15 protein-coding genes and 1 pseudogene are annotated in these 12,738 nt (G+C 59.4%); 8 read left to right on the forward strand and 8 right to left on the reverse strand.

Annotation, left to right across the window (positions count from 1 at the left end):
• Positions 1-79: 79 nt before the first annotated feature.
• The 8 genes from HMPREF9371_RS07745 to HMPREF9371_RS07780 all read left to right on the forward strand — a co-directional run bounded on the left by HMPREF9371_RS07745 (position 80) and on the right by HMPREF9371_RS07780 (position 5,586).
• Complete coding sequence (locus HMPREF9371_RS07745) at positions 80-523, forward strand: phage virion morphogenesis protein (protein ID WP_009119477.1); 444 nt, start codon at positions 80-82, stop codon at positions 521-523.
• Between the two features lie 210 nt (positions 524-733).
• Complete coding sequence (locus HMPREF9371_RS07750; RefSeq protein ID WP_009119478.1) at positions 734-1,339, forward strand: glutathione S-transferase N-terminal domain-containing protein; 606 nt, start codon at positions 734-736, stop codon at positions 1,337-1,339.
• A gap of 64 nt (positions 1,340-1,403) precedes the next feature.
• Positions 1,404-1,820: a ClpXP protease specificity-enhancing factor gene (locus HMPREF9371_RS07755; RefSeq protein ID WP_009119479.1), complete on the forward strand. Its 417-nt coding sequence runs from the start codon at positions 1,404-1,406 to the stop codon at positions 1,818-1,820.
• An 18-nt stretch (positions 1,821-1,838) separates the two neighbouring features.
• Positions 1,839-2,288: a membrane protein insertion efficiency factor YidD gene (gene yidD, locus HMPREF9371_RS11065; RefSeq protein ID WP_009119480.1), complete on the forward strand. Its 450-nt coding sequence runs from the start codon at positions 1,839-1,841 to the stop codon at positions 2,286-2,288.
• A 128-nt stretch (positions 2,289-2,416) separates the two neighbouring features.
• Positions 2,417-2,983, forward strand: a complete 567-nt coding sequence (locus HMPREF9371_RS07765; RefSeq protein WP_009119481.1) for a DUF1287 domain-containing protein — start codon at positions 2,417-2,419, stop codon at positions 2,981-2,983.
• A 115-nt stretch (positions 2,984-3,098) separates the two neighbouring features.
• The gene (argF, locus tag HMPREF9371_RS07770) at positions 3,099-4,112 is read left to right on the forward strand and encodes an ornithine carbamoyltransferase (protein WP_009119482.1); all 1,014 of its coding nucleotides are present in this window, start codon (positions 3,099-3,101) and stop codon (positions 4,110-4,112) included.
• Positions 4,113-4,244: 132 nt separating this feature from the next.
• On the forward strand, positions 4,245-4,943 hold the full coding sequence (locus HMPREF9371_RS07775; protein WP_009119483.1) for a CoA transferase subunit A: 699 nt from the start codon (positions 4,245-4,247) through the stop codon (positions 4,941-4,943).
• Between the two features lie 13 nt (positions 4,944-4,956).
• Positions 4,957-5,586, forward strand: coding sequence for a 3-oxoacid CoA-transferase subunit B (locus tag HMPREF9371_RS07780; protein ID WP_009119484.1), 630 nt, complete (start codon positions 4,957-4,959; stop codon positions 5,584-5,586).
• A 247-nt stretch (positions 5,587-5,833) separates the two neighbouring features.
• Here HMPREF9371_RS07780 and HMPREF9371_RS07785 read toward each other — a convergent pair whose 3' ends face one another.
• From HMPREF9371_RS07785 to HMPREF9371_RS07820, 8 genes and pseudogenes are all read right to left on the reverse strand, one after another.
• Positions 5,834-6,676, reverse strand: coding sequence for a DUF1853 family protein (locus HMPREF9371_RS07785; RefSeq protein ID WP_009119485.1), 843 nt, complete (start codon positions 6,674-6,676; stop codon positions 5,834-5,836).
• Positions 6,677-6,939: 263 nt separating this feature from the next.
• A pseudogene (locus HMPREF9371_RS07790) lies at positions 6,940-7,731 on the reverse strand (RNA methyltransferase); the annotation flags it as partial.
• A gap of 33 nt (positions 7,732-7,764) precedes the next feature.
• A complete protein-coding gene (locus HMPREF9371_RS07795) occupies positions 7,765-8,367 on the reverse strand; it encodes a lysophospholipid acyltransferase family protein (protein ID WP_009119487.1) in 603 nt (200 codons plus the stop codon).
• Entirely contained in the window at positions 8,367-8,984 is a 618-nt protein-coding gene (locus tag HMPREF9371_RS07800; RefSeq protein WP_009119488.1) for a riboflavin synthase, read from the reverse strand. The genes HMPREF9371_RS07795 and HMPREF9371_RS07800 overlap by 1 nt, the downstream gene beginning before the upstream one ends.
• A gap of 96 nt (positions 8,985-9,080) precedes the next feature.
• On the reverse strand, positions 9,081-10,151 hold the full coding sequence (gene lptG, locus HMPREF9371_RS07805; protein ID WP_009119489.1) for an LPS export ABC transporter permease LptG: 1,071 nt from the start codon (positions 10,149-10,151) through the stop codon (positions 9,081-9,083).
• Positions 10,148-11,260 (reverse strand): LPS export ABC transporter permease LptF, encoded by a 1,113-nt coding sequence (gene lptF, locus HMPREF9371_RS07810; RefSeq protein ID WP_009119490.1) that lies wholly within the window; start codon positions 11,258-11,260, stop codon positions 10,148-10,150. The genes lptG and lptF overlap by 4 nt, the downstream gene beginning before the upstream one ends.
• Before the next feature lie 263 nt (positions 11,261-11,523).
• Positions 11,524-12,033: a hypothetical protein gene (locus HMPREF9371_RS07815; protein WP_050797916.1), complete on the reverse strand. Its 510-nt coding sequence runs from the start codon at positions 12,031-12,033 to the stop codon at positions 11,524-11,526.
• 50 nt (positions 12,034-12,083) lie between these two features.
• On the reverse strand, positions 12,084-12,524 hold the full coding sequence (locus HMPREF9371_RS07820) for a hypothetical protein (RefSeq protein WP_040660362.1): 441 nt from the start codon (positions 12,522-12,524) through the stop codon (positions 12,084-12,086).
• Positions 12,525-12,738: the final 214 nt, after the last annotated feature.

A 12,738-nucleotide genomic window follows, 5' to 3' on the forward strand; every position in this document is an offset into this window, starting at 1 on the left:
AGGCAACCGCCCTGACTCCATGTCAGACCCAACGGTGGGATATGTGATTATAGTAATATTGCCATAGGGAAAAATCAATATGATTGAAGTGACTTTGGATGACGCTGACCTACAGCGAGGCTTGGGGCAGCTACTCCGTAATGCCACCCAAACAACACCCATGATGCGCGGTATGGCTCAAGAGTTGGAAAACCTGACCAAAGACAATTTCGCCTCCGAATCATGGGGCGGAGACAAATGGCCGCAATCCAAGGCAGCCGCGGCCAACAGCCGCAAAACCCTGTATGCCACCGGCGAACTGCACGACAGCATCAGCACCCAAAGCGGCAACGGTTACGCCCGTATCGGCAGCAATATGAAATATGCCGCCATCCATCACTTTGGCGGCCAAGCCGGACGCGGACGGAAGCTCACATTGCCTGCCCGTCCCTACCTACCGATTGATGGTAGTGGTAAACTCCAACCCAGTGGCGAGGACAAACTTCTCCAAGTCGCTCTCGATGCCCTCTCAAAAGGTGTCTGACAGACACAAAAAAGCGGGCAATCCGCCCGCTCCATTTTATTTCACTGTGTGCAATAAAGTTTCAAATCCGCCATCCCACTTCATCCACTTTCTTCCCCCCTCATCCCATTTATCTCAAATCCCCTGTTTATTTATCTCAGTGGGTTTCATATAATGGCGCCCGTCCGCTATTGAAGCGTTATCTGAAAAATAACAAGGGAATACTGCATCATGATGACTTTATATTCGGGCATCACCTGCCCCTTCAGCCACCGCTGCCGCTTTGTATTGTATGAAAAAGGCATGGACTTCGAAATCAAAGATGTCGATGTGTTCAACAAGCCCGAAGACTTGGCGGTGATGAACCCCTACAACCAAGTGCCGGTATTGGTAGAGCGCGATTTGGTGCTGCACGAATCGAACATCATCAACGAATACATCGACGAACGCTTCCCTCACCCGCAGCTGATGCCCGGCGACCCCGTGATGCGCGGCCGCGGCCGCTTGGTGCTGTTCCGCATGGAAAAAGAGCTGTTCAGCCACGCACAAGTGCTGGAAAGCCCCGAATCCAGCGCCAAAGAGCAGGCCAAAGCCCGCGAGGCCATCAGCCAGGGGCTGACCCTGCTGGCGCCGGCGTTTGCCAAAAACAAATACGTGCTGGGCGACGACTTCTCCATGATCGACGTGGCGCTCTCCCCGCTGCTATGGCGTTTGGACCATTACGACATCAAGCTGGGCAAATCCGCCGCACCGATTCTGAAATACGCCGAACGCATTTTCCAACGCGAATCCTTTATCGCCGCGCTCACCGCTGCCGAAAAAGCCATGCGCCGTTAATCTCTGTACTTTCGCAGGCTACCTGAAACGCTTTCAGGTAGCCTGAACTGTTTAGGAGCCCCCCATGAGCACCTCCACCAAACCCTATTTCCTGCGCGCGCTGTATGAATGGTGCGTGGACAACGGCCACACGCCCTATGTGATGGTGTGGGTAAACGAGCACACCAAAGTGCCGATGCAGTTTGTGCAGAAGCAGCAGATTGTGCTCAATATCGGCCCCGCTGCCAGCCACAATCTGCACATCGACAACGACTGGATACACTTCTCCGCCCGCTTCGGCGGCGTGGCGCAAGACATCTGGATTCCCGTCGGCCACGTCATCAGCCTGTATGCGCGCGAAACCGGCGAAGGCATGGGTTTTGAAGTCGAGCCTTACACGCCCGACGCGGCTGCCGGGCAAGCCGCCGAAGAAGCTGCCGAAACCAACGATTCGGCAGACGAACCGGCCAAAAAAACCAAGGGCCTGAAGCTGGTGAAGTAAACCGCCCGTCTGCGAACCATGCCGATGCCCCAACCCTTCACCGCCGCCGCGCTGGCCGCCATCCGTGCCTATCAGCGGCATCTGTCGCCGCGCAAAGGCTACGGCTGCCCGCACCGCCTGCTCCACGGCGGCAGCGGCTGCTCGGGTGTCGGCTACCGCCTGATCCGCCGTTACGGCCTGCTGCACGGCTGGCTGCCGTTGCGCCGCCGCTTCGCCCGCTGCCGTGCGGCACGCAACGAACTCTGCCGCCGCACCGGCCCCGCTTACCATCAGCGCGGCGATTGCGACTGCGTGCCGGATGCCGATATCGACTTCCACGCCTGCAGACACACCGACTGCGGCGGCCGCTTCACCAAATGGCTCTCCTGCTGCGAATGCCTGCAGTGTTGCGACGCTTGTGATTGGGAACGGAAAGAGAAAAAGCGCAAACAGAATCAGGGTTTTCCCGCCGATATTCTGATTGATTGAGCCACAGGCTTTCAGGTAGCCCGATGTGCGGTTAGAATACCGATTCGGCTGACCGCGGCCCCATCATCACCCATTCCGCCTCTGCTTTGTGCAGAGGTAGTTTTCTTTCATCCCGACCGGAAGCTTTTATGACTTTTCTCCTGCGCTTTGTTGGTGTTCTCGCCTGCCTGCTTGCGCTGCCGGCCGCTTGGGCGGTGGAGCCCTTGCGGCTGGTGCAGGATGCGCGCTGGCAGATCGGCCGCACCACCGCCTACGATCCCGCCTACAGCCGCCTGACTTATCCGATGGGCGACGTGCCCTTGTCCCGCGGCGTCTGCACCGATGTCGTCATCCGCGCCCTGCGCCACCAAGGCTGGGATTTGCAGCAGCTGATACACGAAGACATGCGCCGCCATTTTTCCGCCTATCCGCGTCACTGGGGCCTCAGCCGCCCCGACCGCAATATCGACCACCGCCGCGTGCCCAATATCGCCACCTATTTCCAACGCAAAGGCTACCAAGTGTCCCAAACACCCTACCGCCCCGGCGACATCGTTACCTGGGATTTGGGACGCGGTTTAAGCCACATCGGCATTGTGTCCGACAGAAAAATCCAAGGGCGGCCGCTGATCATCCACAACATCGGCCGCGGCACGCAGGAAGAGGACATCCTGTTCCGCTTCCGCATTACCGGCCATTACCGCCTGCCGCACTGACGGCAAGCACTTGAACCGGGGCTGCCGTTTCAGGTAGCCTCATGCGCCGCGGCAAACTCTGTTTTCCTGATTGCTTGATTTTTTGTTGTCCAGGCTACCTGAAAGGCTTCATATCATGAATACCTGCTTGAAAAACCGTCACTTTCTCAAACTGATGGACTTCAGTCCAGACGAAATCGGCCTCTTGCTCGATTTGGCCGCCAAACTGAAAGCCGATAAAAAAGCCGGGCAGGAACACACTTGGCTGCGCGGCAAAAACATCGCCCTGATTTTCGAAAAAACCAGCACCCGCACCCGCTGCGCCTTCGAAGTGGCCGCCTACGACCAAGGCGCAAACGTGACCTATCTCGAACCGGCCGGCAGCCAGATCGGCCACAAAGAAAGCATCAAAGACACCGCCCGCGTATTGGGCCGCATGTACGACGGCATCGAATACCGCGGCTACGGCCAAACCATTGTGGAAGAGCTGGCCCGCTATGCCGGCGTGCCCGTATTCAACGGCCTCACCGACGAATTCCACCCCACCCAAATGCTGGCCGACCTGCTCACCATGCGCGAGCACTGCAACAAGCCGGTGCAGGACATCGCCTACGCCTATGTGGGCGACGCCCGCTACAATATGGGCAACTCCCTGCTGCTGATCGGCGCCCTGATGGGCATGGACGTGCGCATCGGCGCGCCGAAAAGCCTGTGGCCGGCACCCGAAGTCATCGAACGGGCGCACGCCGCGGCCGAGCGCACCGGCGCCAGGGTTTTGCTGACCGACAAGCCGCAGGAGGCCGTGGCCGGTGTCGATTACATCCACACCGATGTTTGGGTGAGCATGGGCGAACCCGAAGCGGCCTGGCGCGAACGCATCGGGCTGCTGCGCCCGTATCAGGTCAATGCCGAACTGATGGCGGCCAGCGGCAATCCGCAAGTGAAATTCATGCACTGCCTGCCCGCCTTCCACAACCGCGAAACCAAGGTGGGCGAATGGATTTTCCAAACCTTCGGCCTCGACGGCGTGGAAGTGACCGAAGCGGTGTTCGAGAGCCCGGCCAGCATCGTGTTCGACCAGGCCGAAAACCGCATGCACACCATCAAAGCCGTGCTGGTGGCCACGCTGGCCGGCATCCCCCCGCGGTAAAACGCACAATCCGAATGCCGCCCGCGTTTTTCGAATAAGAGTAAAAATTCTGATTGCACCGCTTTTCGCTTTTATGGTGTAATCCGCCTGCTTTTTGACATTTACACAACCTTACCTTACAGGAGTGGTTTCATGAACAAAGTTTTTCCCGATGCTGCCAGCGCACTGGCGGGCGTTGTGGCAGACGGCCAAACCCTGGCCATCGGCGGTTTCGGCCTGTGCGGCATTCCCGAACAACTGATTCTGGCCTTGCGCGACAGCGGGGTGAAAGACCTGACCTGTATCAGCAACAATGCCGGCGTGGACGACTTCGGCCTCGGCCTCTTGCTGAAAACCCGTCAAATCAAAAAAATGATTGCTTCTTACGTGGGTGAAAACAAAGAATTCGAGCGCCAGTTCCTCTCCGGCGAGCTGGAAGTGGAGCTGACTCCGCAAGGCACTTTGGCCGAAAAACTGCGCGCCGGCGGCGCCGGCATCCCCGCCTTCTTCACCCGCACCGGCGTGGGCACCCAAGTGGCCGAAGGCAAAGAAACCCGCGAATTCGACGGTTTGGAATATGTATTGGAGCGTTCGCTGACCGCCGACGTGGCCTTGGTGAAGGCTTGGAAAGCCGACCCATCCGGCAATCTGGTGTTCCGCAAAACCGCCCGCAATTTCAACCCCGATGCCGCCACCGCCGGCAAAACCACCATTGTGGAAGTGGAAGAAGTGGTGGAAAACGGCGCGCTGGATCCCGACCAAATCCATCTGCCCGGCATTTACGTACACCGCATCATTGTGAATGCCACCCCCGAAAAACGCATCGAACAACGCACCGTGCGCACGGCTTAAGGAGAACACACAGATGGCTTGGAACCGCGAACAAATGGCGCAGCGCGCCGCCCAAGAACTGCAAGACGGCTTTTACGTCAACCTCGGCATCGGCCTGCCCACCCTGGTGGCCAACTACATCCCCGAGGGCATCGACGTGATGCTGCAATCCGAAAACGGCCTGCTCGGCATCGGCGCCTTCCCCACCGAAGCCGAAATCGATGCCGACCTCATCAATGCCGGCAAACAAACCGTGACCGCCGCCACCGGCGCCAGCTTTTTCTCCAGCTCGCAATCGTTCGCCATGATCCGCGGCGGCAAAGTGAACCTGGCGATTTTGGGCGCGATGGAAGTATCCGAACACGGCGATCTGGCCAACTGGATGATTCCGGGCAAAATGGTCAAAGGCATGGGCGGCGCCATGGATTTGGTGGCCGGCGTGCAGCGCGTGATCGTGCTGATGGAGCATAATGCCAAAGATGGCTCCTTCAAAATCAAACCGCAATGCGACCTGCCGCTGACCGGCAAAAAAGTGGTGAACCGCATCATCACCGACCTGGCCGTACTCGACGTGACCGACAGCGGCCTGAAATTGGTGGAGCTGGCCGACGGCGTAAGCTTTGAAGAACTGCAAAGCAAAACCGGCGTCACCATCCAACGCTGATTAAGCTATTTGCCTGAAAAGGCTACCTGAAAACCGGCAATGTTTATCCGCGAAGCCAAGGAGTTCAGGTAGCCTTGTTTTATGCCCACGCCGAATGCCGCCTTCTGATCAGATAAGCGATTATTGTGCTTCCATCAACCTGAAGCCCTTTAGCAGCAAATGGACAGGCTACCTGAAAACGATTCAGGTAGCCTGTTGCCATCATGGAGCAGTAAACAACAGCGGGCCAACATCTGTCCAGCAGTCATCAGCAACGGCACATCACCCGCTGTTCTTCATGCCACATGCCGTCGGGTCGGCGCACCACAACGGCCGCCAAACCGCCGCCCTGCTCGGCCATGGCTTCGGGCGTCAATACCTCGGTTTCCGCCACCCGGGCCGGCGCCAGATAGGCCAGGCGCGGCAGCGGATAGAAACGCTGATGCGGCGCCAAGACTACCATACGCCAATCGTCCACCAGGCGGCCGCTCCAGCCGTAGGGATTCAGCGGTTCGCCAAGCAAATTACCGTCTGCGCTGAAACCGATGCCGCGCACCACGCTGCCGCTGCGCCAAGCTTGGTCGGCATACTGCGGATAAGCGGCTTGAAAGGCCGGCTGTTGCAACAGGCGCATCTGCTGTTGCAGCTTGCGGGCTTTCTCGCTCAGGCGGTCGTCCGCATTCAGGCCGCAAAAATCGGCCGCCGCACGGCCGCCGTAATATTTGCAGCACAACTCGATATGCCACGCTTCGCCGTTGAGGCGGCAGAGAAAATCGGCCTCGCCCAAGGTGCGCCCGTCCGCATCCGCCAAGGGCAGATGACGCGCCACCAATTCGCTGTGCGGCGCGTGCGCCAACCAAAACGCCAGCAGGCTTTCGGCATAACGGCCCAAACGGCGGGCAAACGGTGCTTCCTGCGCCAAATGGCGGTACAGCAACCAAGGGTCGTCGTCCAAGGCCAATAAAAAGCGGAAACCCTGCCGGCCCAGCAAAGCCGCCACCGGCACTTCGCGGCCGCTGTGCCACAGCGGCGGAGCGGTGAGCACGGCGGCCAAATCGCGCACGGCAGGGTCTTGCAGGCGCCACCACAGGGCATCCAGCGCGTAATTCATCTGCGGCGGCCTGCTCAGTGGTCTTCCGGTTTGGGTTTGATGTCGGAAAGATGCAGCCGTTCGGCTTCGATTTCGGCATCGCTTATCGGGCCGTCGGCATATTCGATCAAATCGGCCACGGAATCGTCGATGATCAATTCGCGCTCTTCCGCCTCCATCTCGGCAGCGGGGGTCACATCGCAAGTGTGGTGTTTGTCTTCTTGGGTCATGGTTGGTCCTTTCGAGGAGTGGGAGGGCTGTGTCGCAAGGGCCGCCTGGCCGGCACGCTTGGACACGGTGCGGAAAAAACCGCGCAAAAGGTCGATGTCTTCGGTGCTCGGTTCGGCGCGGGCAAACAGGCTGTGCAGGCGGCGGATCATGCGCTCGCCGTTGCGGCGGCGGAAGAAGTCCAGTTCCTGCATCACGCTTTCCAAATGGGCCACCATGCCCGCCACTTGGGCGTGGGTGGCCGGCGCGGAGTCGGCCTGCAGCTGGGTCATGCGCACACCGGTTTGGCTGAAAATTTCATAGCACACCACCTGCACCGCCTGTGCCAGATTCAGCGAAAAATAAGCAGGGTTGCCGCTGATGGTGAGCAGGCGGTTGCAGCGCTGTACCTCGTCGATGCTGAGGCCGAAGGTTTCGTTGCCGAACACCAAGGCTACCTGAAAACCGTTTTTCGCAGCCTGCAGCAATTCGGGCGTCAGTTCGCGCGGCGTCTGCAAAGGCGCGCTCAACTCGCGGCGGCGGCTGGTCAGCGCGCAGCTGATCACGGTATCGGCCAAAGCCTCGTCCAAATCGGCCACGATGCGGGCGTTTTCCAGCACATCGGCCGCGCCGGAAGCCAGAATAAAGCTTTCTTCAGGCAATTGAAAGCCGGCCGCGGCTTCGGGGCGGAACACCGGCGGTTCGGGCGTCATCGGCGTGGCCATCAGGTTGGGCGACACCAGCGTGAGCCTGCTCAAACCCATGGTTTTCATGGCGCGGGCGGCGGCGCCGATGTTGGCCGGATGGCTGGTGCGGCTCAACACAATGTGGATGCGGTCTAGATAATCGGGAACAAGGGGGGCGGACATGGGTTTCAGGTAGCCTTTGGAAATCGGTAATCCTTATTCGCCGCGCAAAGGCAGCGACAAACGGTGCGGATGTTTGGGCCGCACGCCGCGGTAGAGCGCGATCAGGGCCGCTTGATCGGCGGCAAAGTCGTCAGTGGGGTAAAACAGCGGCAGAAAGCGGATTTCTTTGCGCCCGTAATCCAAGACCGCCGGCAGGATCGGCACCCCTGCACCGCGTGCAATGCGCCAATAGCCGCTTTTCCACTGTTTGGCCGCCTGGCGCGTGCCTTCCGGTGCGATGCCGAGAAACAGCCGCTCGCTCTGGCGCAGCGTCTCGATGCTGGCCGCCACCACCCCGCCGGCATTGCTGCGGTCGAGTGGCACCACGCCCAGCCAACGCATCAGCCCGGCCAATACGGGTATGGCAAACAGGCTCTGTTTGCCCAAGATGCTGATTTTCAAATCCATCGCCAACAAAGCGGGCAAGGCGTACAGGCCGTCGAAATTCGAGGTGTGCGGCGCGCCGATGACCACGCATTTGGGCACATCGGGAATCGCGCCGCCGACTTTCCAACCCAGCAGGCGAAACAAGATGGCGGCAATGCGGCGGCTGAGGCGGCCGTTGCGGCGGGGCGCCTGGGGCGGCAACGGCAACATCAGCCCGCCTCCCGCGACGCCAAAACACGGGCTACGGTATCCACCACCGCCTGCGTGTGCGGGTCCACTTCCACATTGATCTTGTCGCCCGCCTGCCGGCGGCCGAACAGGGTGCGCGACAGGGTTTCCGGAATCAGGTGGACATTGAATTCATCACGGCGCACTTCGCCGATGGTGAGGCTGCAACCGTCTAAGCCGACGAAACCTTTGCTCAGCACATACGGTGCCAAGGCTTCCGGCAGGCGCAGCCACACGGTGTGGTTGGGGCCGTTTTGCTCGATGCGGGTAATCTCGGTTACCGCCATGATGTGGCCGCTCATCACATGGCCGCCGATTTCGTCGCCAAAACGGGCCGCGCGTTCGATATTCACCGCATCCCCCTCCTCTAACTCACCCAGATTGGTTTTGGCCAGCGTTTCGCCCATCAAGTCGAAATCGGCCTCATGGCCGTTGATGCGGGTAACGGTGAGGCAGCAGCCGTTGTGGGCGACGGAAGCGCCGATCTGCAAACCGTCGGCCGCGCCTTCCGGCAGGCGGACGGTATGGGTGCGGAAATCGGGCGCGGGCTGGCGGACGGCGGTCAGCTCGCCCAAGCCCTGTACGATGCCGGTAAACATCTTTGATGAATCCTTATGCAATATCTCTGTGACACAAACGCTTTCAGGTAGCCTGATGCGGCATCGGGCTACCTGAAAGCCGGTTTTTATTCTGGTTTAACGCAATTCCTGCCGCCGGATCAGCCACAACGCCAGCGCGCAGAAAACGGCAATCGGCAGCAAGGCAGCCAAAAACGGCGGCAAGGCGGCCAATTGGGCGATGTAGCCCGACAGCAGGCCGCCGAAATGGAAAGCCAATCCCAAGCAGATGCCGACAAACAGGCGCACGCCCATATTGCCGTGGCGGGTGTTGCGCGGGGTAAAGGCCAGCGCCACCAAAGCCATCACCAGGCAGGCGGCGGGGTAGAAGATTTTGCGCCAGAAGGCGGTGCGGTAAACCGCGGTCTGCTGGCCGTTGCCGGCCAAATGGCGGACGTAGGCGTGCAGGCCTTGGGCGGACATTTGGTCGGCATCGATCAAGAGCACATTGAGCAGCTTGGCATCCACGCTGCTCGTCCACTCGCTTTGCTCGGCAGTGGATACGCGGCTGCGTTCGGCCGCCAAATCGGTGCGCGCCACCTGCTTGAGCGTCCACGTGCCGTTGTCGTTCACCTGCCCTTCCGCCGCCTGCCAGGCGGAAACCAGGCTACCTGAAACATCGTAGCGGTAAATGCGGATACCGAGCAGGCGGCCGTCGGGCAGCATTTCCCGCACATTGATGTTGTCCTGCCCCTGACGGAACCACAGGCCGCTGCCGCCCAAGCTGACGGTTTTCTGTATCGCATTCAGGCGCAGGCGCTCGGCGCGCTGCTCCATATACGGCGCCACCCATTCGCCCAAAGCAAAACCGGCCGTGCCGGCCAGCAGGCCGACTGCGGCAATGGTGGCCGCAATGCGCCGCAAAGAAGCGCCGCTGGTGCGGATAACCGTGAGCTCGCTGGAGGCGGCCAGCTGGCTCAAAGCGGCCAAACAGCCCACCAACACCGCCAGCGGCAGCAGGGTATACATATGGCCGAACAGGCGCATGCCCACATACAGCAGCAGGGTGCCGGCGGTATAGCTGCCCCTGCCGACGTCTTCCACCGCGTTCACCACTTCAAAGAACGAAAACAAAGCCAATAAAGCCAGCAAGGCATACACCGTGCCGCTGCCCAGCCGACGCATCAAATAACGGGTGAGCAGTTTCATGCGCGCCTCACTTTCACGGCCTGTTTCACAGCCTGCCAAAACGGCTGCGCCGGCTGGCTGCGGATGCGCAGCAGCAAAACACTCAGGCCGATCATCAATAGATGCGGCACGCTGAGGCCGAACCACAAGGGCAGACGCCCATCGCTGATGCCGTCCCGCACCAAAGTCAGGCCGTTTTGATAAAGCAGAAACAGGCCGATGGCAATCAGCAGGCTGTAGCTGCGGCCGCTGCGGTTGTTCATATAAGACAGCGGCAGCGCCAGAAAAGCCAACACCAACACGCTCAAGGGCATGGTGAAACGCCACATCAATTCGCCCCGCAACTCGGGTTGGTCGGTGCCGAACAATTGGCTGGTCGGCACCGTACGGCGGTGCACGTCGCGCTGCACCAACTTGGGCGCGGTGCCCACAATCAGATGCAGCCGCTCAAAAGACACCTCGTCATAATCGGCCTGTCCGGGCACACCGCTGTAACGGCGGCCGTTGAACAGCTCCAGCGTGCGTTTGTTTTCCTGCTCGGCAAAACGGCCGCGCACGGCGGTAATCAGAACATCCCGCCCGTCTTCACCCTGCTCGCGGATAAACAGGTTCACCGCCTCGCCGCTGTCGGCATCGAATTTTTCCACAAAATATACCCGCGGCGAGCGGCCGCCGAATTCCTGAAACACGCCCGGCCGCACCATGGAAGTATCCTGCCGCCGCTTCAGCACTTCCGCAAACTCGCGGCTGCGGGCATCCGCCCACGGCATCACCAGCATCGACACCACCGCCGTCAACACGGCAAACGGCACCGCAAACGCCATCAAAGGTTTGATCCAGCCGTACAGCGACAAACCGGAAGACAGCCATACCGCCATTTCGCTGTCGCGCCAATAGCGCGACAAAACCGTGAGCGCACTGATGAAGGCGGTCAGAATCAACACCAACGGCATGAGCGCCACCGTCCAAAACGCCACCAGCGTGGCCACCGCATCGGCCGCCACATTGCCGCCGGCGGCATTGCCCAACAGTTTGACGGCCTGTACCGCAACCAAGGTGGCCAACAGCAGTACAAACACACCGATGGCGGTTTGCGACACTTCTTTGATGAATTTTCTTTGATAAACCATTGCTGCCGTTCTTTAAAACGCGGAATGGACGGACACGGAGATGGTGAACAGGTACCGAAACATACCGCCCCGCGCCGACCAATCAAAACAGGGCGAGATTGTACGGCAGAACACGTTTTTGCGCCGCAACTTTTATCCGCTCCCTACGCCGGAGCGCACCGTAGCTTCAGACGTAGCGCCGCCGGTTTGGTGACACGGTTTGGGGCGGCAAAAAATCAGGCTACCTGAAGCGTTTTCAGGTAGCCTTCGGCATCGGCCTGCCGTCAGAATACGTCTTGACTGCCCTCAAATACTTGGGAACTGAAACGGCATTCTTTGGTGTCGCAATCGGTCATCACCACATCCACCGTCAATTGGCCGGCGGATTTCGCGCGGACGCCGAACATCGGCGAATCGTCCGACTCAAAATCTTTTTCCAAGGTATTGCCCGCCGCATCCTTCACTTCCAAGTCGATGTTGCTGCAATCGTAATCGCAATCGGCAAAAAACGTGTAGTAGCTGCCGTCTTTCACATCCACCTGATAACTGTAGCGGGCCGCCGGCGGCAAGCCGCCGCTTTTCACCACCAGCTCTTTCGCCGCATCGTCCTGCATGCCCACAATGGTGCGGCTGATTTCTTGCGCCTCGGCCAGCCAACCGTCGTCTGCTTTGTCAGAGACACCCGAATGGGCCGTTTCTGCCGGCCGTTGCGCCGAGACCGGCGTTTCCGTTTTTTCGCCGCCGCAAGCGGCCAGCGCCAGCAATACGAGGGTAGCCAAAGTGATATGTTTCATGATTCTTCCTCCAAAATCAAAAAAGCAGGCCGAAACCGGCCTGCCCAACATCAAAACACGTCTTTGGTGCCTTGGAACACTTGACCGCTGTATGCGCAGCGGTTGGCTTCGCAAGTGGCCATGCCCACGGTCAGGGTGTAAGTGCCGGTACGGTCGGCACGCCAGCCGAACATCGGGGAATCATCCGGCTCTTCATCCAATTTAATCATTTCGCCGTTACTGCGGGACAGCTTCAAATCGATGTCGGAGCATTTCAAATCGCAATCCGCAAAGAAAGAATAGTATTTACCGGCCTGCAGCTGTACCTGATGATTGGCCGCACGCGCTTGACCCAAATGACCGCTCACCATCTTCACTTGGCGTGCATTGCGGTCTTCTTTAGCCACGATTTCACGGTTCATCTGCTGGGCTTGCGGCAACCAATCGTCACGCGCAAAAGCAGCCGGGGCAGCCATCAAAAGCATCAAACCGAAAACGGTCGTTTTTTTCATCATATTTTCCTTTTTAGAATGGAGATGCTGCCGAATCGCAGCGCTTTCATTATAGTCAATCCGCCTGCCGCCTGCCAACCGCGCCAAGGCAGAAAATCACCCGACCCGGCTACCTGAAAGCCCTACTCCAAATCCGGCTTTCAGGTAGCCTGAGGCCTTGGCAAAGCCTCCATCCGCAATCACAAGTACCATGCAAAAAACCTCTGCATATGTG

Source organism: Neisseria shayeganii 871 (assembly GCF_000226875.1).
GTDB classification, from domain to species: domain Bacteria; phylum Pseudomonadota; class Gammaproteobacteria; order Burkholderiales; family Neisseriaceae; genus Eikenella; species Eikenella shayeganii.